Consider the following 22,500-nt stretch of genomic DNA (forward strand, 5'->3'; position numbering starts at 1 on the left):
CGGTCAGCTCGACCACGCCCAGCCCCGAGCCGAGATGGCCGCCGGTGATCGAGACGGCGTCGATCATCTCGGCGCGCACCGCATCCGCCACCGTCTGCAGCTCCGATTCCGGAAGACGCCGCAACGCTGCCGGGTTCGGGACGCGATCCAGCAACGCCGATTGCTCAGGTGATATCGCCAATGGTCGAATCCGCTCGTTCGAGTGTGGCGACGGCCCCTTCGCGTGCCCTTGGCCGGCGCGATACAGGCATCCGGAGGCCCGCGTTCATGCTAGAACCCACCCGTCCGTCGCTGTCATGATAGTGCCAGTTACGGATGATCGGCTGCCCGATCAATGTCAGGCCGCCACTTTTTTCAGTTACGTGCCTTCACCGCCACAAGAGGTCCACCTTTGAGTCCGGCTCGTCTGTGCACAATCCTGCTCACGCTGGCGATTACGGGTAACGGCCAAGCTTACGCCCAGCCACGACAGCCGGACGGTAACCTTGATTTCCTCTGCAACTTCCTGGGCGATTGCCCGCCGCGGCTCGCCCCCGGCGGCCCGGATCGCGACGTGCGGCCCTTCGCCCAACATCTCGGCCGCCCCTGTACGTGGCGGAACCGACCGACGCCGGAGGGCGAGCGGCGGGTGCGCGTATGCTGGTGAGCATACGACGGAGGCTCTGTGCCACGGCACTCCTCCTCATTGCGTCGTCCGCTCCGGCCGCGCGGGCCGAGGACGCCTGTCCAGCTCTGTTCTCCGACGGGCAGGCGCCGGTTCTTACAAACCCCAAGCTGGCGACGCGCACGGTCCGGCTCTGCTTCGAGGCGTTTGCGGTGCTCCATTCTGGCGTGACGCACACGCCGCTCTATTCCGTGGAGCACCTGACCCGCGCCAGCGTCGCCGCGGCCCGCACCGTGGCGCGCGACGATTCGTTTCACGAGGAACTGCGGCTGCCGGCGGATGAGCGGGCCTCGCTGGAGGATTACGTCCGCAGCGGCTTCGACCGGGGCCACCTCGCCCCGGCGGGCGACATGCCGACGCTCAGCGCCCAGGCCGAATCCTTCAGCCTCGCCAACATCGTGCCGCAGAACCGGGCCCTGAATCGCGGGCTCTGGGCTGATATCGAGGAGAGCACGCGGCGGCTGGCGACCCGACGCGGCTCGATCTTCGTAGTCACGGGCGTCATCTTCTCGGGGGATGCAGTCCAGCAGATCAAAGGCGGCGTGCTGGTGCCGACGCAACTGTTCAAGGCGCTCTACGATCCGGCAAGCGGTGAAGCCGGCGCCTATCTCGCCCGCAACGAGGATTCGCGCGACTGGCGCGCGGTTTCCATCGACGAGCTGAACCGGCAGGCCGGGATCGACGTCTTCCCGGGACTGCCGGTCGGGGCTCGGACCACCGCGATGACCCTGCCGGACCCGCACGCTTCCGCCCGCGCCGACGAGCACCGTCCGCGCCATGAGCCGACGTGGCAGGACTGGCTCCAGCGCGAGATCAACCGCGCCCTGCGCAAATTCGTCCGCGACGTGCTGCGTGGAATCTTCTGAGAGGGATGCATGCAAAAGGACAGGCCGCCGGACAAGCGCCGCGCCAAAGCCGAGCCCCCATCCGAGTCCTTCGCGCCCTTCGCGGACGATGCCGGGGTGCGCACTATCGGCGCCCTCTGCTTCGAGAACGGCACAGACCGGATCGCGCTTCACGGCTCCCTCGATCTGACCCGGGACAAGAGCGGCCTCACCCAGGCGCGGCTGCTCAAGCAGACGCTCGACGCCATCGTGAAGGCCCTGGAGGGCGACGATCTGCCCGAGGCGGTGGCGGAAGCCCCCGCGGCGGCGCCGAAATCGGTCCCGAACCCGTTCGCCTGAGCGGTCCGGTCAAGCGGGGCAAAGCCGGCATCCTTGCCGCGTCCCGGCGGGCCTGATAGGCGAACAGCGTGATTCCTATATCGTCGGGGCGTGCGTACAGGACGGGGGATGGGCCCCGCGCCTGCCCCGTGCCATTGGCACGCATCGCGCATCCCGCACACCACGCCGAGGATTTCCGCGATGGCTCGCGAATTCATCTACCACATGCGGGGCCTGACCAAGGCCTATACCGGTGGCAAGAAGGTCCTGGATAGCGTCAACCTGTCCTTCTACCCCGACGCCAAGATCGGTGTGCTCGGCATCAACGGCTCGGGCAAGTCGACGCTGCTCAAGATCATGGCCGGCCTCGACAAGGAGTTCACCGGCGACGGCTGGGTCGCGCAGGGCGCGCGCGTCGGCTACCTGCCGCAGGAGCCCCAGCTCGATCCGAACAAGTCGGTCCGCGAGAACGTGATGGAGGGCGTCGCCGAGAAGCAGGCGATGCTGGACCGCTACAACGAGCTCGCCATGAACTACTCGGAGGAGACCGCCGACGAGATGACCGAGCTCCAGGACCGGATCGAGTCGCTGGGCCTCTGGGAACTCGATTCCAAGATCGATCAGGCCATGGAGGCGCTGGGCTGCCCGAGCGACGAGCAGCCGGTCGCCACGCTCTCGGGCGGCGAGCGCCGCCGCATCGCGCTGTGCCGCCTGCTCCTGTGGGAGCCGGAACTGCTGCTCCTCGACGAGCCGACCAACCACCTCGACGCCGAGACGGTGAACTGGCTCGAAGGCCACCTGCGCCAGTATCCGGGTGCGATCCTGATCGTGACCCACGACCGCTACTTCCTGGACAACGTCACGAGCTGGATCCTGGAGCTCGATCGCGGCAAGGGCATCCCGTACGAGGGCAATTACTCGGCCTGGCTGGTGCAGAAGCAGAAGCGCCTGGAGCAGGAGGGCCGCGAGGACATGGTCCGGCAGCGCTCCATCGCCCGCGAGCAGGAGTGGATCGCCGCCTCGCCGAAGGCGCGCCAGTCCAAGTCGAAGGCGCGCATCACCCGCTACGAGGAGCTGGTCGCCAAGCAGAACAACAAGGTCGATGCGTCCGCGCAGATCGTCATCCCGATCGACGAGCGGCTCGGCAACAACGTCATCGAGTTCGAGCACCTCAGCAAGGCGTTCGGCGACCGGCTGCTGATCGAGGATCTGTCGTTCAAGCTGCCGCCGGGCGGCATCGTCGGCGTGATCGGCCCGAACGGCGCCGGCAAGACCACGCTGTTCAAGATGATCACAGGCCAGGAGAAGCCCGACAACGGCAAGATCGAGGTCGGCGAGACGGTCAAGCTCGGTTACGTCGACCAGTCGCGTGACGCCCTCGATCCGAACGCCACGGTCTGGCAGGAAGTCTCGGGCGGCAACGACATCATCTATTTCAACAAGCGTGAGATCAATTCGCGCGCCTATTGCGCAGCCTTCGCGTTCAAGGGGCCGGACCAGCAGAAGAAGGTCGGCACCCTCTCGGGCGGCGAGCGCAATCGGGTGCACCTCGCCCGGACCCTGAAGGGCGGCGCCAACGTGCTGCTCCTCGACGAGCCGACCAACGACCTCGACATGGAGACCCTGCGCGCCCTTGAGGATGCGCTGGAGGATTACGCCGGTTGCGCGGTGATCATCAGCCACGATCGCTGGTTCCTGAACCGCATCGCGACCCACATCCTCGCCTTCGAGGGCGACAGCCACGTGGAATGGTTCGAGGGCAACTTCTCCGACTACGAGGCCGACAAGGTTCGCCGGCTTGGGGCCGACTCCATCATGCCGAAGAAGATCAAGTACAAGCGTTTCTCGCGCTGAGCGTCAGCGGAACGATTGTGGGGCGCGAGCCATCCGGACGTCGCGCCCTCCTCCTCTCCGGGGGAGACGGCCGGCGGCGCTGCGCTCGATCTCCACGACCGTGCCCCGTCACCCAAGCCGCACGCGAGCCTCCGCAAGGATCGCCGACAGGCTCTGCGGGAGGGGAATGACCGGCTTCCAGCCCGTCGCCGCCATGAAGGCCGACGGGTCGCAGCCCTCGGCGAGGGTGCTCGCGTCCCGCACCCGGTCGGACACGACCCGCACCGTGAAGGTCGCGTCCGTCATGTCGCGCAGCGCGTTGAGGATTCCGGAGACCGGGGTCACGGTGCCGGATCCGACATTGTAGATGCCGCCATCCGGCAGATCCGCGAGCCGCTCTGTCAGGCGTATGCAGGCGGCCGTGAAATCGGCCACGTCGAAGAAATCGCGTCCCGCCGAGAGATCGCCGACCTGCAGGCACGGAGGCGCGAGCCCGCGCTCGATGCGGGCGATCTGGCCGGCCAGTGAGGCGACCACAAAGGTCTCGGCCTGCCCGGGTCCGATGTAGTTCGATGGCCGAAGTACGAGATGCTTCACGCCGGCATGCGCCAGCACGTCGCGCAGGATGTACTCGCAGGCGGTCTTGGTCCGTCCCGAGATCGTGTCGGGCCGCGGGGTCACGCTCTCATCCGGACGCGGCTTGACCCGGAACGCCTCGCCGTAGACCACGCTCGCACTCAAGAACACGAGGGTCGCACCCGATTTCGCCAGCGCCTCGGCGAGGTTCAACGTGCCGAGGAGATCCGCCCGCCACGCGTAGGATGGCGTCTCGCGCGATTGAGCGACCGAGGCCAGAGCGGCGAGGTGGAACACGAGGGTCGGTTCGAATTCCGCCACCGCCGCGCCGAGCCGTCCGGCATCGAACGGATCGACCATGAGGAACGTCACGCCGTCGAGCGGCGGCTGCGCGGCGCGGTCGACGCCGAGGATGCGGCTGCCGGAGGGCAGGTCCCGGCGCAGCGCCTCTAGCAGGCGGCGGCCGAGAAAACCTCCGGCTCCGGTGACGAGGACGCGCATGAACCCTGCCCCTGCCCGGCACCGTCGCTGGCGGCGGGATCGATCCGTCGCGTCTATACCCCCTCCGGGCGCGAGGCGAGCGCCCTTCGCCGCACCGCGTCGGGCAGGACCCGGAGCGCGCGCATGCGCCCTCCATGGATGAGCTCACGCCGCCCGTGAACAAAGACGCGTGATCGACGTAGTCTCCCGCAGCGCCCGCGCTGCACTGCGGTATTATCGCGCCGTATCCGACCGCAGCGCACCCGACGATGACCTAATTTGAACCGCATCGACGATCTCGAACGCCGGGCGCTCAATGCCGCGCCGCGTCCTCCCGCGGATCCCGCTGAGACGCCGCATCCCGCAAAGCCCCTGCGGGATGCGCGGGTCGACGTGCTGCGCGGGCTGGCGCTGCTGACGATCTTCGTCGACCACATCCCGCGCAACGCCCCGGCCCTGTTCACGGTGCACAATTTCGGGTTCTCGGACGCGGCCGAAATCTTCGTGCTGCTGGCCGGCTACTCCTCGATGATCGCCTATGGCGGGCTGTTCCGGCGGGCGGGGACCCGGACCGCGCTGGCGCGCATCGCCCGGCGCTGCCTGCGCATCTACCTGTTCCAGGCCGGGCTGCTCCTGGCCACGCTGATCATCGTCCGGATCTGGATGGATCTCACCGGGCTCGTGCCGCGATTCGGCGTGGCGCCCCTGATCCAGATGGGCCTCGTGCCGGGCCTGCTGCGCGGGCTCGCGCTGAACGCGCTGCCCAACTACCTCGACATCCTGCCGCTCTACATCCTGCTGCTGGCCGTGTTCCCGCTTGTCCATTTCGGGATGCGGCGCGGCGTCTGGGGCGTGCTGGCGCTGTCCGGCACGCTGTGGCTCGCGGCAAACGTCGATCACCAGCTCAACCTGCCGAACGCCGCCGCGGTCGATGACGGATGGTACTTCAATCCGTTCGCGTGGCAGTTCCTGTTCGTGATCGGGGCAGCCTTGGCGCTTGCGGTCCGGGCCGGGGACGGGCTGCTGCCCTGGCGCAACTGGGCTGCGGCGGCGGCCGGTGCCTATCTCGGCTTCGCGCTGCTGCAGGGCGGTTCCTGGACCGCGTGGGGCCTGCCGGATCTCAGGCCGCTGGCGATCGACGCGCCCGACAAGAGCCATGTCGGGCCCCTGCGGCTCCTCGACATCCTGGCGCTGATCTATCTGCTGCTCAGCGTACCTGTGGTCGCCCGCCTCAGCCGATGGCGCCGGCTCCGGCTGGTCGATGCCTGCGGCCGGCATTCGCTGGAGGTCTTCGCCGCCGGCTGCCTGGCGGCGCTCATCGGCCGCATCCTCTACCGGACCTTCGACGCCACATGGCCGCTTCAGGTCGCCGTCAATGTCGGCGGTATCGCGGTCATGCTGGGCCTCGCGCACCTCCTGGATGCGCGCGCGCGGCACAGGCAAACCCAGGATTGCCCGAACGCAGGGCCGGTGCAGGGATAAGGAGGACGGATGCCGCCGATGCGCCGCAAGGGCGACCTTCCGCAGAAGGTCTGCGAACAATGCGGCAAGCCGTTCGCGTGGCGGAAGAAGTGGGCACGGGTCTGGGACGAGGTGCGCTACTGCTCGGACCGGTGCCGCGCCGAGGCCCGCACGGCGCGCAAGAGCGCCGAGACCTGACCGCTCAGGCCTGAATGTCCCGCAGGGCCGCGAGTGCGGCCGGCGTATCGATGTCGAGTCCGGTGGCGGCGTCGCCCGGAATCTCCAGCACATCCGCCCGTCCCCGAAGGAGCGGCCCGGCGCCATGGTCGCCGCGCAGGTGCGAAATGTCGGCGCCGAGGCGGCGCAGGTTCAGGAGCACCGGGTTCCCGTAACGCCCGTCCTGCACGGGGACCACGGCTGCCGGCTCCGCATCCGCGAAGGCCGAAACGAGGCGGTCGATATGGGCGGCCGTCACCCGTGGCATGTCGCCCAGAACCACCACGGCGGCGGTGCAGGATGCCGGCAGCGCCGCGAGCCCGGCCCGCAGCGATGTGGCGAGGCCCGCGGCGAAATCGGGATTCTCCACGTAGATCAGGTCGAGGCCCGCAAGCGCCGCCCGGACCGCATCCGCGTGCGCGCCCAGCACGATCACCACCGGGCGCGGCCCGGCACCCAGAGCGGACTCCGCGGCGTGGCGGACCAGGGGCTTCCCGTCGAGCGGCGCGAGCAGTTTCGGCGCCGGGCCGAACCGGCTCCCGCGTCCCGCGGCGAGGAGCACCGTTCCGATCTCAGGCATCGGCCTCCGCCTCGCCGACGGCCTCACCCCCGGCGCGGGGCTGCGGCCGGGAGACGATCTCCATGAGAAGGCCGCCGACGCCCAGCGCCACGATGTCGGCCCGGGTCACGGTCAGGTCGGCCAGCAGGCGGTGAAGGATCCAGTCGAAGCCGTTCTCCCTCGGCGAGCGCGCGCAGCCCGGGGCGCCGATCACCGGAACGTCGCCCCGGCTGCCGACGAGGAGCAGGTTGCCGGGATCGACCGGCATCCCGAGATGGGCGACCCGGCCCCCGGCGGCCTCGATGCCGGCCGGGATGACGTCGCGGCGGTCGGCGATGGCCGAGGCGCCGAACACCACCACGAGATCGGCCCCGGCGCCGTCGATTGCGCCCGCCAGAGCCTCCGCGACGGAATCGGCCGCGTGCGGCACCCGGATCTCGGCCACGATCGTGGCGTCCGCGGGGGCGAGGCGCTCGGCCAGCACCCGAAGGGTCTTGTCGATCGTCGTCTCCTTGAGGCTTGGCAGCCGGGTCGACACGACGCCCACCTGGCGTCGGCGATAGGGCGCAACCGCGAGCGTGCCGCCCCCGGCCGCCGCGCAGGCGCGGTCCAGCACCGCGCCGGGCACTGCATAGGGGATGATCTTGACGGTCGCGATCATCTCGCCTGCCACCACCGGCTTGAACCGGGGGAGCGTGGCCACCGTGACCGCTTCATCGACCGCGTTCGCCGCGTCGATCCGGGCCGGGTCCAGGGTCAGCACACCTGCGGTCTCGGCGTAGAGGTTACAGCGGCCGGTGAACGGCGCCTCCACCCGCAGGTTCGGCCCGGCGAGGTGACACGCAAGGCGCGCCGCGGCGGCATCCTCACCGACATCGCCCGGTTCGAGGGCGGCGGCCACGACCTCCGACACACCGGAACGGGCCAGATCCGCCGCCAGATCCTGCGGGATCACCGCGCCCTTGCGCAGGGTCAGCCCCTCCCGCCGCACGGTATGGGCGCTGATCAGCCCGGCCGCCTCGGCGACCGGGACGGGGCCGAACCTCACGCGGCCTCCGGGCGGGGCACGCGGCGCAAAGAGGCTACGACCTCGCCGAGCACGGCGAGTGCGATCTCGGCGGGGCTGACCGCTCCGATCGGCAGCCCGATCGGCGCACGGATCCGGCCGATCTGCTCCGGCGTGAAGCCGGCTTCGGTAAGCCGGGCGACGCGGGCCGCATGCGTCTTCCGGGAGCCAAGGGCGCCCACGTAGAAGCAGTCCGCCGCGAGCGCCGCCTTCAGCGCCGGATCGTCGATCTTCGGATCGTGGGTCAGGGCGGCGAGCGCGCAGTAGCGATCGAGCGCCGGCACGCGGGAGCCCAGCACGGCATCCGGCCATTCGGCCACGAGTTCGACGCCCGGGAAGCGCTCGGGCGTGGCGAAGGCGGTGCGCGGATCGATCACCGTCAGCGCCAGATCGAGCCCCGCCGCCATCGGCGCCATGGCCTGCGAGATATGGACGGCGCCGATCACCACGAGCCGCACCGGCGGCACATGCACGGTCAGGAAGAGCGTGCGTCCGTCCGCTTCCACGAGGCCGCTCTTGGCCGAGGCAAGATGCTTGGCGAGCACCGCGCCGAGGGGATCGGCGGCGATCTCCGCCTCGCGCACGAGGCGCTGCGCGCCGTCGGCGATGTCGGTGACCAGGATGGCAGCCCGGCGGGCGGCCCGCTCGGCGTTGAGGACGGACAGGAGGTCGGCGCGCATCAGTCGACCCGCTCGACGAAAACCCGGATCCGCCCGCCGCAGGACAGGCCGGCCCGCCACGCGGTCTCGTCGGCGACGCCGAATTCGAGGACGCGCGGCGCCCCGGCTTCGATCACCTCGATGGCCTCGGTGATCACGGCGCCCTCCACACATCCCCCCGAGACGGAGCCCAGGAAGTTCCCCGCATCGTCGACGATGAGGTGGCTGCCCACCGGGCGCGGGGCGGAGCCCCAGGTCTCGATGACGGTGGCGAGCGCCACGGCGCGGCCATCGCGCCGCCAGGATTCGGCGGCTGAGAGGATGTCTGTGTCGGTGCTGAGCATTGCGCGCGGAAGCCTTCGGCGGGCGCCCCCCCGCAGGCTTACAGGTATAGCCCCAGCGGCGGCGCGCAAGGCGGTCCGGCCTCCGCCGAAAGGGTCGCGTCTCACGAGACGATGGCGGAGAACGGCGAACCCCAATACCTTATGGATCCATGCGTTCGCACAGGCAGTGTCCCGAGACGTGTTCGGCCGATCCAACCCACGCCCTCATCCTGACGCGCCGGAGCGAAGCGGCGGCCTCGAAGGAGGACTCCGGACCGCGCCGCGATTTCCGGAGGCCTCCTTCGAGGCGGCTGCGTCACACCTCAGGATGAGGGCGTGGGTTGGACGTTGTGCGCAGACCGATATCCGCGTCTCCCGATCGGCCCGGTCCGGGCGCCCGCCCTCATGAACGCCCCCGATCCCGCCCTCGCCCGCGCCCTGCGCCAGGATCCCCCGCGTTCGGGCCCGCGCCGGCTGTGGAAGCGAATCAGCCGGGCGGTGGGCGACCGGCTGCCGAAGGGGCTCTACGCCCGGTCGCTGATCATCATCATCGCGCCGGTGGTGCTGCTCCAGTCGGTGATCGCCTACACCTTCATGGAGCGGCATTGGCAGCTCGTGACCAAGCGCCTCTCGGCGGCGGTCACCGCCGACGTCGCCGCGCTGATCGACATCTACGAGAGCTACCCGCAGGACAAGGACGCCGAGACCCTCTCGCGCATCGCCGGCGAACGGCTGAACCTCGACCTCGACATCCTCAAGGGCGCCAAGCTGCCGCCGCCGGGGCCGCGGCCGTTCTTCTCGATCCTGGACGAGGCACTCTCGGACGAGATCCAGCGTCAGATCCGCCGCCCCTTCTGGATCGACACCGTCGGACGCTCGAACCTGATCGAGATCCGGGTGGCGATCCCCGACGGGGTGATGCGCATCACCGCCCGGCGCAGCCAGGCCTACGCGTCGAACTCGCACATCTTCCTGGTCTGGATGATCGGCTCCTCGCTGGTGCTGCTCGGCGTCGCGATCCTGTTCCTGCGCAACCAGATCAAGCCGATCCTGAGGCTCGCCGCCGTGGCGGAGGGGTTCGGCAAGGGCCGGGAGATCGAGTTCCGGCCGCGCGGCGCCCGGGAGGTGCGGCAGGCCGGCCACGCCTTCATCGAGATGAAGCGCCGCATCGAGCGGGCGATGGAACAGCGCACCACGATGCTGAACGGCGTCAGCCACGACCTGCGCACGATCCTCACCCGGTTCCGCCTGTCCCTGGCGCTGATCGAGCAGACGGACGAGATCGAGGACCTCAGCCGCGACGTCGACGAGATGAGCCGGATGCTCGAAGGCTACCTCGCCTTCGCCCGCGGCGATTCGGCCGAGCTCGCCAGCCCCACCGACATGCGGTCGCTGCTGGAGGACATCCGCACCGATGTCGAGCGGCTCGGCGCGCATGTCTCCACGGTGGAGCTGGCCGGGGCGCCCGAGATCACGGTGCGCCCGGATGCCTTCCGGCGCTGCCTATTCAACTTGGCATCCAACGCTGCCCGCTACGGCGAGACGGTGGCGATTTCCGGCCGGCTGGAGGCCCGCACCTTCTTCGTCTCGATCGACGACGACGGGCCGGGCATCCCCCCGGAGAGCCGGGAGGCGGTGTTCAAACCCTTCGTGCGGCTCGACGATGCCCGCCAGGATGCCGGCGGCTCCGGCCTGGGGCTCGCGATCGCCCGGGACATCGCCCGCGCCCATGGCGGCGACATCGCCCTGCATGACAGCCCGCTCGGCGGCCTGCGGGCCACGGTCCGGGTCCCGGCTTGAACCGGTTCAGGCGTCGGCGGGCCTGCGCAGGCGCAGGAACTCGTCCTGGGCGTTCCGCAACAGATGATCGATGCTGGCCGCGTCGAGACCGGCCGTCGTGAGGCGTGCGCGCAGGGCGGCCTCGCCGTTCCAGGCATAGCCGGCATCGGTTGGCAGGTGGCGCAGCAACAGGGGGCTGACGATCGCTCCGCGCCGGTAGGCCGGGTGGCGCAGCAGTTTCCCGATCTGCGCAGCCAGCATATCGACGGGGGACGCACCGGAGCCCGAAGCGCCCGGCCCTTTTCCTGGCCACTGGACCGTTGATCGGCTCATTCGGTTTCGATCTCCCGAGATCAGTATCGGGCCGAAAGATTGAGCAAGCATGAGCGGACCGGCGGCTCGGCGAAAAACTGCAGCCCCCGGGGTCCCAACCGGAGCGGCACGGTGCTATGCAGGTTCGTTTTCCAGGGGCGCGCACGCCGTTGCACGCCGGATCCGAGTGCCGAACATGAACCCGCTCGTTCCCATCTTCATCCTGCTCTCGCTGCCGCTCGCGGCGATCGGCCTCGTGCTCTACACCGACACGGGCATCGAGCCGGCCCTGTTCTACGCCTCGGTGAAGACGTTCGTGATTCTCGGCCTGATCTCCGTGGGGATGTCGTTCGCCGCCATGAAGCTCGGCGAGCGCACCAAGCCCTGACATCCCAACGCGCGGAGGGCGCGATGCTGCACGTGGTCCCGGCCTTCTCCCGCATCGGCGAGGAGAACGCCTTCGCGGTGCTGGCCCGCGCCCAGGCCCTGGCGGCCCAGGGCCGCGACGTGATCAATCTCGGCATCGGCCAACCCGACATGCCGACCCCGGGCCATGTGGTCGAGGCCGGCATCAAGGCGCTGCGCGACGGCCATCACGGCTACACGCCGGCTGTCGGTATCCCGCCCCTGCGCGAAGCGGTTGCCCGCGACATCCACCGCCGCCACGGCGTCGCGGTCTCGCCGGATTCCGTGATGATCGTGCCGGGCGGCAAGGTCACCATGTTCATGGCGATCCTGATGTTCGGCGCGCCCGGCGTGGAGATCCTGTATCCGGATCCCGGCTTCCCGATCTATCGGTCGATGATCGAGTTCACGGGCGCGACGCCGGTGCCGGTGCCGATCCGCGAGGCGAACGGCTTCGCGTTCTCGGCGGCCGAGACCCTGTCGCTGATCACCCCCAGGACCCGGTTGCTGATCGTCAATTCGCCGGCGAACCCGACGGGCGGCGTGACCCCGAAGGCCGAGATCGACGCCCTGGTGCAGGGGCTGGCCGACCATCCCGACGTGGCGGTGCTGTCGGACGAGATCTACGGCACGATGACCTACGACGGCGAGGCCCATCACTCGCTGTTAAGGTACGAAGAAATCCGCGATCGGCTGATCTACCTCGATGGTGCGTCCAAGACCTACGCGATGACCGGTTGGCGGCTGGGCTGGTCGGTCTGGCCGAAGCCGCTCTACGAGGCCGCGCGCAAGCTGGCGGTCAACGCCCATTCCTGCGTCAACGCATCGACGCAGTGGGCCGGCATCGCAGCCCTCGACGGCCCACAGGATTGCGTGTCCGACATGGTCGCCGCGTTCGACCGGCGCCGGGCGATCGTGGTGGACGGCTTGAACGCCCTGCCGGGGATTTCCTGCATCGCGCCGAAGGGGGCGTTCTACGCCTTCCCGAACATCTCCGAGACCGGCTGGAAAGCGAAGGCGCTGGCCTCCACGCTCCTTGAAGAGGCAGGCGTGGCGGTGATCGGCGGACCGGATTTCGGAGTCCACGGCGAGGGCTACATCCGGCTGTCCTACGCCAATTCGGAGGCGAATATCCGCCGGGCGCTGGAGCGGATGGGGACATTCCTGAGCGAGCGCAAGCCGGACTGAGGTCCCCGGCTCAATCCCAATTTCCACCTCATCCTCAGTGCCGGAGCATATCGGAGGCCTGCTGACGTAGGCCCCTCGGGATGCGTGGGGTGGACGGGATTGGACCACTGCCCCGCGTCAAGATTTCACCGCGGCCCGCTTCTCGATCCAGCCGGCCAGCCAATCGGCGATATCGAGGCTGTTCTTGTCCTGCATCAGCATGTGCGAATTGCCGTGGATGCCGATCTCCGGCAGCAGGATCAGCTCGGCGCGACCGCCCGCGGCATTGGCTGCCGCCACGAAGCCGCGGCATTGCTTGAGCCGGGGTGCCCAGCGTGACGAGGTGTCGACGTAGTCGCCGAACAGGACGAGGATCGGCAGATCCTTGTACGGCGCGAGGTCGTCCTTGGCCGGGTCCGGGCAGCCTGCGGGCTCAATGGCGACGATCGCCCGGATGCCCGTGCGGTCGAGGGCGGTGGTCTGGAACGGGTAGATCCCCGATTGCGAGTGCGAGACCAGCACCGCACCCTTGAGTCGCTTGGCGAGTTCCGAGAGGGCCGGCACGGTCGGGTTCGGCACCGGCAGGGCAGCCGACCAATCCGGGACCATCTGCTTCCAGAACTCTTCTTGAGCCTCCAGGGGGAACTGCATCCCCGGAAACACCTTCGGATATTCCGGGCCGAACCGGAAGATCGCCCAGGCCGGCTCCCGGCCGGCCGAGAACACGGCCGGCAGCGTGTTGGGCTCGGCTCGGCCCATCTTCACCGCGTCGACCTGAGCCGGGCTCGCCGCCGAGCGGCCGCGCCACGCCTGATCGATGACGTAGGTCGGAAAGCCGCGGCGCACGAAGTACTCGTCCCAGCCCATGCGGCCGTCCGGCGTCGTCTCCCAGGTTTTTCCCGTGAGGCAGCAGCCATGGATCAGGACCAGCGGTGGTCGGACCGGCGCGACCGGGAGCTGATAGCGGACATAGATCTGGTCGACGCTGATCGTGCCCGAGGGCGCGTAGGCCGGCAGCGTCGAGAGCGTGTCGGACTGGACATCGCGGCCGCCCACGAAAAAGCTGCCCTGCGCGGCGATGGTGAGCGGTCCCGGCGACGGATCGGCTGCCTCGGCGACCCCAGTCAGCAACAGGGCGGCGATGGCACAGACGGCCGGCCATGCGCGGGAAAAAGCGGGTGGCGACAATCCTGCCATGATGCGTCCCGGCCCTCTCGATCGGGCCTGTCCGGCCCTTCCCCGGGCCGCGATGCTAAGCAGACTTGCGCCGATTAGCCAGCGTTCAGCCAGCTGGATCTTCCTCAAAGCATCGCTGGGTGTTGCAGAACGGCAGAACCCCATAACAAAAGCTGTTTCCAGCCTGATTCGATGAGATCCCCATCTCCCACCACGAGAACCTCCGCACCCATGGCGGAAGGATCCTCGCGGCGTCGGGCGTGCCAAGCCGTGCGGCGACGGTCAGGCGGCGATGTCGCGTTCGATTCGGTTCGTCGCGTCGGCCGGCAGATCCAGGGCCTCGGCCAGCATCTTCAGGAACTGGCGCTCCTGCAGCGTGTCGGGATCGATGGCGAGCCGGGCGGCCGCATAGATCCGGGCCGCAGCGTCGGGGCCCGCCACCCGCTCGGCGATCTCATCCACATCGGCGGGGCTTTCGAGCTCCCGCTCCAGCCAGGATTGCCCGTCCGCATCGAGCCCGGCCTCGGAGACGGCGGCCTGGAGGCGCTTGCGCTCCGCGGCATCGACCAGACCGTCTGCAATTGTGGCCGCCACCATCGCCCGGAGCATCAGCCGGGCCTCATCCTCCGCGACGGCCGCGAAATCCGGACCGCCCGAGGCGGGCGGTGGTGCCTCGGTACCGCGCAGGGCCCGGAAGGCGAGGCCGCTGATCAGCGCGAGCCCACCCAGCGCCGCACCCGCGGCGAGGCCGCTCCGCCGTGAGCGCACCAACGCGTCGACCATCCGCCTGCTATCGGCCATGCAACCCTCCCGGTCTCGATCCCGAATCGGTTCGAAAACGGCCGGGGGGCGCTTCGGTTCAGACGCGTTCAGGCGTCGGCTTCATCTTCGTCCTCGTCGATGTCGACCAGGAAGACGATGTCGGCCTCGTCCTCATCGGTCTCGCCGTCCGAATCGGCGCCGGAATGGTGCGCGTCTTCGACGTACGCGCCTTCGCCGTCATCCTCAGCGAGGGCGTCCTCGAAGATCTCGATCTCGTCCTCGGTGGCGGCCCGGATCTTGAGCGCCGAGGTGCCGTTCCAGAGCGGCTTGCCCTCGCTCGTCATGGTCCGGATGTCTTCCTTGAAGCCCGCACAGGTGAACAGGTCCTTGGCGGACGCCTCGTCGCTGTTGATCACCGCTACGGCGGTGCCCTCGATCTCGAGCGTGAACATGGCCGGCATCCCTCTCGTAACCGTCCTCGGGCGCGCCCGGTCAGCGGGATCGCGCGGGTGCGACGCCGGGCCCCGGACGAAAACCCGTGGGTTTCGTCCGGCGGTCCTGAGCGCCGCCAGGGGGATGCTGTAGGGGTGAAGCGGGCAGGCGCCAAGCCCGTCGCCACGGTGCCGGCGCGATTTGGCGCGGCGCACCCGGCTCGGGACAACAGCGGACAAAAGGATCACCGCGCATGCGGATCAGGCTCGGCTGCGAGATGCGCTACGCCTTCCCCTATCCGGTGCCCATGGTGGTCATGCTCAATGTGCATCCCACCCGGGCCGAAACCCTCGAAACACCCGACACGCTGCGCACCGATCCCCCCGTTCCGGTGGAGACCTACCGCGACGGGTTCGGCAACCTGTGCGGGCGCCTGACCGCCCCGGCCGGCAACTTCACCATCGGCACCGACGCGGTGATCCGTGACGACGGCGCGCGCGATCCGGCCCACCGGCAAGCCGAGCAGCACCCGGTCGAGGCGCTCCCCGCCGACACCATCGTGTTCCTCCTGCCGAGCCGCTACTGCGAATCGGACCTGCTGGCGGACGAGGCGTGGCGGCTGTTCGGCGACGTCGCGCCGGGCTGGGACCGGGTGCAGGCGGTCTGTGACTTCGTTCACCACCACATCGCGTTCGGCTATGAGTTCGCTCACCGGGACCGTACCGCCCTGGACGCCTATGCGGGCGGGCGTGGTGTCTGTCGGGACTTCACCCATCTCGCGGTGGCCTTGTGCCGGGCCCTGAACGTGCCGACCCGCTACTGCACCGGCTACATCAGCTTCATCGGCGAGCCCGAGCCGCACCCGGCCGGCGATTTCGCCGCCTGGATGGAGGTCTATCTCGGCGGGCGCTGGCACGTGTTCGACCCGCGCAACAACGCTCCGCGGATCGGGCGGGTGATGGTGGCCTATGGGCGCGACGCCGCGGACGTGCCGCTGACCCACACCTTCGGGCCCAATCCGTTGGTGGGCTTCCGGGTCTGGGCCGACCAGATCGACCACAGCGACGGCTCCGACGCGGCGATCCCGCCGGAGGAACCCTTGCCGCCGCAGAGCATGGCGACCCGGACCGGGTGACGGTCCAGCCTCAGACGCCGGCGCCGCGCGCGATCGCCCGCTTGACCACGCCTTGCACCTCCGGGTTCGAGAGGAACAGGTCGTGGTTGATCAGGCCGCCGCCGTAATCCGAGGCATCGGCGACCCGCACGCCGAGCGCCTCCAGCTTCGCCCGGTCCACCGCGCCCGCGCGGACGCCGCCGGCCAGAGCCGCGGAGAGTTCGAGCGCCCGGTCGTTGGTCGCCGAGATCACGGTGATCTTCGACACGTCCGGCCCGAGCCGGGAGACGCCGTTGGAGAACAGGTCGAAGTCGATGTCGGGGGCGGCCAGCACCACCGCGCCGATGCGCCCCATCGCCGCCTCGCCGGCCTCCGCGCGCAGCATGCGCACGGTTTCCAGTGTCAGGAGCGTGCCCATCGAGTGCGCCACGATGTTGATGCGGCCGCCGCTCGGCGTCGCGGCCAGCGCCTTGAGCAGATCCTCGAAGGCGTCCCGCGACCACAACGCGCTCTCGCGATCGTAATTGTAATCCAGGGTCGCTGCCGCGGAGGGCCACGTGAACAGGCCCGAAACACCGCGGAAGCGGATCCCGTCCGACAGCCGCGCGGCGCTGACGGCGGCCGACTCGAACGATTCGCGGTAGCCGTGGACGTAGATCAGCACGTCGCGGCCGAGCGCCGCCTGCGCGAAGGCATCCGCGGCGCCGGGCCCGCTCTCGGTCTTGGGCACGGCGCCGATCGTCCAGTCGCCGGTGATGACCGCGGAGACCTTTCCGAGCAGCGATCGATCCGGGGGCGACAGACGCACCTCCGCGAAGCTCAGGCCCCGGCCGCGCTCGCTGCTGAAATACGGTGGCCGCGGCGGATTGCCCACGGGCTTGCGGGTCGTGGCGACCAGCAGCACCGGCATGACATCGAGCGCAGATTGCTTCTCGGGCAAAGCCGAGCCGGTCCCGAGATCGTCGGTGACGCAGGCGCCGAGAGACGGGGCAAGACCAGCAGCGCCCGCGAGGGCACCGAACCGGAGGATAACGCGGCGTGAGACGGTCTGGCTCGGCATGATCCGGGTACGCTCGGGCGGGGGCCGCTTCCCTGGCGCATGATCTTGGCCGTGGCGGGGCAGGCGCGTCGCGGATCGCTGTGGAGTACGGGCACGGTGTGGCTTGTTGTGCCCGGGACACAAGCCGCGCTCCCCCTCGACGGCGGCCCGCGTCCCCGCCATGAAGAGGTATGACGCCGTCCATCGACATCGAGACCCTGCGCGAGCGCCTACTGCACGGCGACCGCGCCGCCCTGGCCCGAGCCATCACCCTGGCCGAGTCGAAGCGGGCCGATCATCGGGCGCTGGCCGCCACGCTGATCGATTCCGTGCTGCCGCAGACCGGCAAGGCGATCCGGGTGGGAATTACCGGCGTGCCCGGCGTCGGCAAATCGACCACCATCGATGCCCTCGGTTCGAACCTGACGGCGGCCGGCCACAAGGTGGCGGTGCTGGCGGTCGACCCGTCCTCCTCGCGCACCGGCGGCTCGATCCTGGGCGACAAGACCCGGATGGCCCGCCTCGCCCACGATCCGAACGCCTTCATCCGTCCCTCCCCGTCCTCGGGCACCCTGGGCGGTGTCGCGGCCAAGACCCGCGAGACCATGCTGCTCTGCGAGGCCGCGGGTTTCGACGTGATCCTGGTGGAGACGGTCGGCGTCGGCCAGTCGGAGACCGCGGTGGCGGACCTCACCGACTTCTTCCTCGTACTGATGCTCCCCGGGGCGGGCGACGAGCTTCAGGGCATCAAGAAGGGCATCCTCGAACTCGCCGACATGATCGCGGTCAACAAGGCCGATGCCGGCGAGGCCGAGCACCGGGCCAACGCGGCGGCCTCCGAGTATCGGGCGGCCTTGCACATCCTGACCCCGGCATCCGCGACCTGGACGCCGCCGGTGGTGACCATCTCGGGCTTCCACAACCTGCGGCTGGAAGCCCTCTGGGCCAGGATCGTCGATCACCGGGAGAAGCTCACCGCCACCGGCGAGATCCAGGCGAAGCGTCGGACCCAGGACGTGAAGTGGATGTGGGCGCTCGTCGACGAGCGTCTGCACCAGCGCCTCGTCGGGTCGCCGGAGGTCCGCCGCCGCACCGCCGAGGCGGAGGCGGCCGTGGCGCGGGGTGAGACCTCACCGGCCGCAGGCGCCACCGCGATCGCCGAATTGATCGGGCTCTGACGCCGACGGCGCTGTCGGGCTCCGGGCGCACAAATTCCCGTCGGACGGGGGCACAAACCCCATCTCGCGCGTTCCGAGGACGACGGCGTATCGAGCGGCGCCCCGTCGCGGCGCCGCGCACGTCCAGGAGAGTGTCATGGTGGATACGGATCGGATCGTCGGCGGCGCCAAGGAAGCCGTCGGCAAGGTTCAGGGTGCGGCCGGCGATTTCGTCGGCTCGAACCGGGACTCGGTCGAGGGGCGATTCCGCGACGCCCAGGGCCAGGCGCAGAACGTCTACGGGCAGGTGAAGGACACGGCCCGTGACCTCGCGGACCGGGCCGGCGACGTCGCGAGCGACGCCTATGACCGCGCGGGCGACGTGGCGGGCGACGTCTACGATCGGAGCGGCTCCTACTTGCGCGACGGGCGCGCCGCGGTCGGCGCCCGCGTCGAGGAGAACCCGATGGTCGCGCTGCTGATCGCGGGTGCAGTCGGCTACGGCATCGCCCTGCTGATCCACGGCCGCCGCTGATCGAACACGGCCCCGCCCGGTCGCGCGGGCGGGGCCGAATAGGGCGCTACTGCGCCGTCCAGCCACCATCCATCGGGATGTTGGCACCGGTGACCTGGCTCGCCGCGTCGGAGCACAGGAACACCGCAAGCGCGGCGACCTGATCGACGGTGACGAACTCCTTGGTTGGCTGCGCCTTGAGCAGCACCTCCTCGATCACCTGTTCCTTGGTGAGGCCGCGGGCCTTCATCGTGTCGGGGATCTGCGCCTCGACGAGGGGCGTCCAGACATAGCCCGGCGAGATGCAGTTCACCGTCACCTTGTGGGGCGCGAGTTCCAGCGCTGCCGTCTTGGTCAGGCCGGCGATGCCATGCTTGGCGGCCACGTAGGCCGACTTGAACGGCGAGGCCACCAGCGAGTGGGCCGAGGCGGTGTTGATGATCCGCCCCCAGCCCCGCGCCTTCATGCCGGGGATGGCGGCATGCATCGCGTAGAAGGCCGAGGACAGGTTGATCGCGATGATCTGCTCCCACTTCTCCGCCGGGAAATCCTCGATCGGCGAGACGAACTGGATGCCGGCGTTGTTGACCAACACGTCGAGGGATCCGAAGCATTCCTGCGCGTCCCGGACCATCGCGTCGATCTCGGCGGGCTTCGACATGTCGGCCCCGGAATAGAGCGCGCGCACCCCGAACTCCGCCTCGATGGCGGTGCGGGCCTGCTCGATCTCCTCCGGCTTGCCGAATCCGTTCAGCACGATGTTGGCGCCCTCGGCGGCGAACGCCCGGGCGATCGCGAGCCCGATCCCGCTGGTCGAGCCGGTGACGAGGGCGGTCTTGGTCTTGAGCGTCATGGCATCCTCCGGATCTGGGCGGGCCTGTGATCAGGCGAGATAGTCGTGCAGCACTGTGCCGTACGGGAGGGTGAAGTCCACGACCATGTGGCGCGCCCCGACGAGCCGGCGCACCGGCAGGTCGGCAACGCGGCAATTGACATGCGGGATCAGGTCGAGGCGGCCCTCGCCGTTCCAGGCGCCGTGGACCGTGATGTCCTCCAGCCTGTAGCCCACGAGCTGGGCGACCTTCGGCTGGCCGTCGACATCCGGCAGCAGCTTCAGGTTGATGTTGAGCTTGCGCAAGCCCTCGCGGACGGAACCGAGGTCGTGCTCAAGGCTCTCGTGCTTGTAGGTCATGGTGCCCATCGCGACCCGCTCCTCGTCGTAGAACAGCGTGCCGGTCAGGGTATCCTTCATCAGCTTGAGCTGGGGCTGGCCCCACTTCTTCGGGAAGCCCCAGATCTCACGGCCGGCGGTGATCGGCGGCTCGTCGTCGAGGTACATCTGGATCGAGAAGTTGCACGGCTCGCCGTTATAGAAGGCGTAGGCGCCGCTGCCGCTCTCCTCGTAATCGCCGAAGCCCGAGGAATCGGGCATCTTCATCCACTCGTAGAAGACGAGGTTGTCCGGGTGCGGCTCCAGCGGCTCCGGCAGCGCCCGGCGCAGGGCGAGGGGATCGGTCTCGTAGGTGATGATCAGGTATTCGCGCTGGCAGAATCGATAGGGCCCGCGCGGATAGCTCGGGCTGAAGGCGGGCATCGAGGTCGTGGACAGGATCTCGTCGCGGGTCATGGTCAAACCTCCGCTCGTCCGGGCCGGGGCGATCGGTCCGCCCCGGCTTCCGTCAGGGTCGTTTCAATCGCGGGCGTGCCGGCTGAGGTCGAAGACGGCGACGCCGTCCTCGTTATGCGCCCGCTCACGCCAGCGCCGGTGGCGCAGGGAGCGGACCGCATCGTCGTGCCCGGCCTGCCAGTGCTCCAGCATCGTGGCCCGGGAGAACTCGTAATCCTTCGAGTTCCCCTCGTAGCTCTTCTGCCGGTAGATCAGCTGCATCATCGTGATGAAGTTCTGGCGGGTGACCTGGCGCAGGAAAGTCACGTCGTCGTCGGCCTGCATCTCCGGCGGCAGCGTCTCGATCAGCCGCCGCATGGCACGCTTGGCCCTGCGGATCTCGATGTTCTTGTCGGTGTTGAGCCGGGTCCGGCTCGAATAGCGGATGTCCTTCTCGCGCTCGGCCGCGTCGACCAGGGTGCGGGGCATCGCCCCCTGGGCCGAGAACAGATCGACCTGGTAGACCACGAGGTCGCGCTGGCGCTCGGTGTCGAGCACGTAATCGAGGGGCGTGTTCGAGACGAGGCCGCCGTCCCAATAGGCCTCGCCGTCGATGATCACCGGCGGGAAGCCGGGCGGCAGCGCCCCCGAAGCCATGATGTGCTCCGGGCCGATCCGTTCGGTCCGGGTGTCGAAATAGATGAAGTTGCCCGAGCGGACGTTCACGGCGTCGACGCTGAGGCGCATCTCGCCCCGGTTGATCCGGTCGAAATCGACGAGCCGCTCCAGCGTGCCCTTGAGGGCCCCGGTATCGTAGAGGCTGAGCGCCTCCGGAGCGCCGGGCGGGTAGAACGTCGCGGGCGGCACGCGCGGCGTGAAGAATCCCGGCACGCCGAAGGTGGCGATCCAGGCCGCCGACATCTCGTTGAACGCCGTCCGGGCCTGCTCGCCCGGGACGAACGGCTTCACAGTCAGGTCGGAGGAGACCAGCTCCCAGAATTCCCGCAACCGGGCGACGCGCCGGTCCGGCGGGTTGCCCGCGATCAGCGCCGCGTTGATGGCGCCGATCGAAATCCCGGCGACCCAATCGACCGTCGTCTCCTGCTTGGCGAGCGCTTCGTAGATGCCGGCCTGATAGGATCCCAGCGCACCGCCGCCCTGCAGGACGAGGACGGAGGCTTCACCGGACGGATACAGAGTCTCGGATGCGATCATCAAACTGCCACGCTTCGAGCCGCGTGCTCCCGTGGCAGATTCAGATCTTAGGAATGTGACATCCTGTCACGACCGGTCTGCGCACGGGCCCTGTCCACAGGCAGGACAGCCCGACGCTGATGGCGCCCTGTGCGATCATGCCTGCTTCATCCGGTCGACCATGGCGCCGTTCGGCAGCGTTTGGCGCCGGCTGAGATCGAGCGCGCACAGCATCGTCCCGGTTCGGCACGCAGCGTTCCGTTTCTATCGGGGCTCCGCCCCGGGTTCCGCCGCGCCGGCCGCATCGCCCTGAGCCAGCGGCAGCGAGACCTCCACGCGCAGGCCGGGGCCGTTGCCGAGCAGATGCAGGGTGCCCCGGTGAAGGCGCACCACCGCGTTGACGAGGCTGAGGCCGACCCCGAGCCCCGGCTGCGACCGGGATTGCTCCAGACGGACGAATCGCGCGAGCACATGCGCGCGCTCGCCCTCGGGAATGCCGGGGCCGCTGTCGGAAACCGCGAGACGAGCGAGCCCGCTCTCGCGCCAGACCGCGACGGCGATCCGCCCCGGCCCGCCCTCCGGCGGAACGGCGTACTTCAGGGCGTTATCGAGCAAGTTGGCCAACGCCTGTCCGATCAGCTCACGATTGGCCTCGACCACCACCCCGTCCTCCGCCGAAACTTCCAAGGTGAAGCCCTGATCCTCGGCGAGTGCCTCGTAGAGTTCTGCGACGCCCCGGGCCGCCGCACCGAGGTCGTGGGGCGCCATGATCTCGCTTGCGCTGCCGGCTTCGAGCCTGGCGATCATCAGCAACGCGTTGAAGATTCGGATCAGCCCGTCGCC

Annotated in this window: 26 protein-coding genes (1 of these 26 only partly in view); 11 read left to right on the forward strand and 15 right to left on the reverse strand. The window is 69.3% G+C overall.

Going from position 1 to position 22,500, the window contains the following annotated elements; translation table 11 throughout:
• Positions 1-181: 1-deoxy-D-xylulose-5-phosphate synthase N-terminal domain-containing protein (locus tag MKK63_RS26415; protein ID WP_279574893.1), on the reverse strand; the 181-nt coding region annotated here is incomplete at its 3' end.
• 455 nt (positions 182-636) lie between these two features.
• Between MKK63_RS26415 and MKK63_RS26420 the strand changes: the two genes are divergently transcribed.
• From MKK63_RS26420 to ettA, 3 genes are all read left to right on the forward strand, one after another.
• Positions 637-1,530: a DNA/RNA non-specific endonuclease gene (locus tag MKK63_RS26420; protein WP_244006865.1), complete on the forward strand. Its 894-nt coding sequence runs from the start codon at positions 637-639 to the stop codon at positions 1,528-1,530.
• Positions 1,531-1,539: 9 nt separating this feature from the next.
• The gene (locus MKK63_RS26425) at positions 1,540-1,848 is read left to right on the forward strand and encodes a hypothetical protein (protein WP_244006866.1); all 309 of its coding nucleotides are present in this window, start codon (positions 1,540-1,542) and stop codon (positions 1,846-1,848) included.
• Between the two features lie 180 nt (positions 1,849-2,028).
• A complete protein-coding gene (gene ettA, locus MKK63_RS26430) occupies positions 2,029-3,681 on the forward strand; it encodes an energy-dependent translational throttle protein EttA (RefSeq protein WP_243925452.1) in 1,653 nt (550 codons plus the stop codon).
• Between the two features lie 108 nt (positions 3,682-3,789).
• Here ettA and MKK63_RS26435 read toward each other — a convergent pair whose 3' ends face one another.
• A complete protein-coding gene (locus tag MKK63_RS26435; protein WP_244006867.1) occupies positions 3,790-4,737 on the reverse strand; it encodes an NAD-dependent epimerase/dehydratase family protein in 948 nt (315 codons plus the stop codon).
• Between the two features lie 258 nt (positions 4,738-4,995).
• Here MKK63_RS26435 and MKK63_RS26440 point away from each other — a divergent pair, with 258 nt between their 5' ends.
• Both MKK63_RS26440 and MKK63_RS26445 read left to right on the forward strand, forming a co-directional pair.
• Positions 4,996-6,198, forward strand: coding sequence for an OpgC family protein (locus tag MKK63_RS26440; RefSeq protein ID WP_244006869.1), 1,203 nt, complete (start codon positions 4,996-4,998; stop codon positions 6,196-6,198).
• Between the two features lie 9 nt (positions 6,199-6,207).
• Positions 6,208-6,375 carry a DUF2256 domain-containing protein gene (locus MKK63_RS26445; protein WP_244006871.1) on the forward strand — a complete coding sequence of 56 codons (168 nt, stop codon included), beginning with the start codon at positions 6,208-6,210 and terminating at the stop codon, positions 6,373-6,375.
• A gap of 4 nt (positions 6,376-6,379) precedes the next feature.
• Here MKK63_RS26445 and MKK63_RS26450 read toward each other — a convergent pair whose 3' ends face one another.
• The 4 genes from MKK63_RS26450 to MKK63_RS26465 are packed head-to-tail and all read right to left on the reverse strand — an operon-like array spanning position 6,380 to position 9,021.
• Positions 6,380-6,973: an NTP transferase domain-containing protein gene (locus MKK63_RS26450; protein ID WP_244006873.1), complete on the reverse strand. Its 594-nt coding sequence runs from the start codon at positions 6,971-6,973 to the stop codon at positions 6,380-6,382.
• Positions 6,966-8,000 (reverse strand): molybdopterin-binding protein, encoded by a 1,035-nt coding sequence (locus MKK63_RS26455; RefSeq protein ID WP_244006876.1) that lies wholly within the window; start codon positions 7,998-8,000, stop codon positions 6,966-6,968. The genes MKK63_RS26450 and MKK63_RS26455 overlap by 8 nt, the downstream gene beginning before the upstream one ends.
• Complete coding sequence (locus tag MKK63_RS26460; protein WP_244006877.1) at positions 7,997-8,698, reverse strand: XdhC family protein; 702 nt, start codon at positions 8,696-8,698, stop codon at positions 7,997-7,999. The genes MKK63_RS26455 and MKK63_RS26460 overlap by 4 nt, the downstream gene beginning before the upstream one ends.
• Positions 8,698-9,021, reverse strand: a complete 324-nt coding sequence (locus tag MKK63_RS26465) for an XdhC family protein (RefSeq protein ID WP_091720836.1) — start codon at positions 9,019-9,021, stop codon at positions 8,698-8,700. Before MKK63_RS26465 ends, MKK63_RS26460 begins: the two co-directional genes overlap by 1 nt.
• Before the next feature lie 384 nt (positions 9,022-9,405).
• Here MKK63_RS26465 and MKK63_RS26470 point away from each other — a divergent pair, with 384 nt between their 5' ends.
• Positions 9,406-10,800, forward strand: coding sequence for an ATP-binding protein (locus MKK63_RS26470; protein ID WP_244006878.1), 1,395 nt, complete (start codon positions 9,406-9,408; stop codon positions 10,798-10,800).
• 6 nt (positions 10,801-10,806) lie between these two features.
• On the opposite strand, the gene MKK63_RS26475 is transcribed toward MKK63_RS26470, so the two are convergent.
• Positions 10,807-11,112, reverse strand: a complete 306-nt coding sequence (locus MKK63_RS26475; protein WP_244006879.1) for a hypothetical protein — start codon at positions 11,110-11,112, stop codon at positions 10,807-10,809.
• Positions 11,113-11,287: 175 nt separating this feature from the next.
• On the opposite strand from MKK63_RS26475, the gene MKK63_RS26480 reads away from it, so the two are divergent.
• Positions 11,288-11,479 (forward strand): hypothetical protein, encoded by a 192-nt coding sequence (locus tag MKK63_RS26480; RefSeq protein ID WP_244006880.1) that lies wholly within the window; start codon positions 11,288-11,290, stop codon positions 11,477-11,479.
• 23 nt (positions 11,480-11,502) lie between these two features.
• Positions 11,503-12,684, forward strand: coding sequence for a pyridoxal phosphate-dependent aminotransferase (locus MKK63_RS26485; RefSeq protein ID WP_244006882.1), 1,182 nt, complete (start codon positions 11,503-11,505; stop codon positions 12,682-12,684).
• 117 nt (positions 12,685-12,801) lie between these two features.
• On the opposite strand, the gene MKK63_RS26490 is transcribed toward MKK63_RS26485, so the two are convergent.
• The 3 genes from MKK63_RS26490 to MKK63_RS26500 form a co-directional block, all read right to left on the reverse strand.
• Positions 12,802-13,860: an esterase gene (locus tag MKK63_RS26490; protein ID WP_244006883.1), complete on the reverse strand. Its 1,059-nt coding sequence runs from the start codon at positions 13,858-13,860 to the stop codon at positions 12,802-12,804.
• A 261-nt stretch (positions 13,861-14,121) separates the two neighbouring features.
• Positions 14,122-14,640: a DUF533 domain-containing protein gene (locus tag MKK63_RS26495; RefSeq protein ID WP_244006884.1), complete on the reverse strand. Its 519-nt coding sequence runs from the start codon at positions 14,638-14,640 to the stop codon at positions 14,122-14,124.
• A gap of 68 nt (positions 14,641-14,708) precedes the next feature.
• A complete protein-coding gene (locus MKK63_RS26500) occupies positions 14,709-15,053 on the reverse strand; it encodes a hypothetical protein (RefSeq protein ID WP_244006885.1) in 345 nt (114 codons plus the stop codon).
• A 233-nt stretch (positions 15,054-15,286) separates the two neighbouring features.
• Here MKK63_RS26500 and MKK63_RS26505 point away from each other — a divergent pair, with 233 nt between their 5' ends.
• The gene (locus tag MKK63_RS26505; protein ID WP_244006886.1) at positions 15,287-16,168 is read left to right on the forward strand and encodes a transglutaminase-like domain-containing protein; all 882 of its coding nucleotides are present in this window, start codon (positions 15,287-15,289) and stop codon (positions 16,166-16,168) included.
• 10 nt (positions 16,169-16,178) lie between these two features.
• On the opposite strand, the gene MKK63_RS26510 is transcribed toward MKK63_RS26505, so the two are convergent.
• A complete protein-coding gene (locus MKK63_RS26510) occupies positions 16,179-17,207 on the reverse strand; it encodes an alpha/beta hydrolase (protein WP_244006887.1) in 1,029 nt (342 codons plus the stop codon).
• Between the two features lie 170 nt (positions 17,208-17,377).
• Between MKK63_RS26510 and meaB the strand changes: the two genes are divergently transcribed.
• Positions 17,378-18,364 carry a methylmalonyl Co-A mutase-associated GTPase MeaB gene (gene meaB / locus MKK63_RS26515; RefSeq protein WP_244006889.1) on the forward strand — a complete coding sequence of 329 codons (987 nt, stop codon included), beginning with the start codon at positions 17,378-17,380 and terminating at the stop codon, positions 18,362-18,364.
• Positions 18,365-18,500: 136 nt separating this feature from the next.
• Positions 18,501-18,878 (forward strand): CsbD family protein, encoded by a 378-nt coding sequence (locus MKK63_RS26520; RefSeq protein WP_244006890.1) that lies wholly within the window; start codon positions 18,501-18,503, stop codon positions 18,876-18,878.
• Between the two features lie 46 nt (positions 18,879-18,924).
• On the opposite strand, the gene MKK63_RS26525 is transcribed toward MKK63_RS26520, so the two are convergent.
• From MKK63_RS26525 to MKK63_RS26540, 4 genes are all read right to left on the reverse strand, one after another.
• A complete protein-coding gene (locus MKK63_RS26525) occupies positions 18,925-19,710 on the reverse strand; it encodes a 3-hydroxybutyrate dehydrogenase (RefSeq protein ID WP_244006891.1) in 786 nt (261 codons plus the stop codon).
• Positions 19,711-19,740: 30 nt separating this feature from the next.
• The gene (locus MKK63_RS26530; protein ID WP_244006892.1) at positions 19,741-20,484 is read right to left on the reverse strand and encodes an acetoacetate decarboxylase; all 744 of its coding nucleotides are present in this window, start codon (positions 20,482-20,484) and stop codon (positions 19,741-19,743) included.
• A 63-nt stretch (positions 20,485-20,547) separates the two neighbouring features.
• The gene (locus tag MKK63_RS26535) at positions 20,548-21,678 is read right to left on the reverse strand and encodes a patatin-like phospholipase family protein (protein WP_244006893.1); all 1,131 of its coding nucleotides are present in this window, start codon (positions 21,676-21,678) and stop codon (positions 20,548-20,550) included.
• A 243-nt stretch (positions 21,679-21,921) separates the two neighbouring features.
• A protein-coding gene (locus MKK63_RS26540) for an ATP-binding protein (RefSeq protein ID WP_244007004.1) crosses the window boundary here: on the reverse strand, positions 21,922-22,500 show its 3' end. The gene runs 870 nt beyond the window's last position; the window shows 579 of its 1,449 coding nt (coding positions 871-1,449); the start codon falls outside the window, past its right edge; the stop codon is at positions 21,922-21,924.

Source organism: Methylobacterium sp. J-088, assembly GCF_022829295.1.
Lineage (GTDB): Bacteria > Pseudomonadota > Alphaproteobacteria > Rhizobiales > Beijerinckiaceae > Methylobacterium.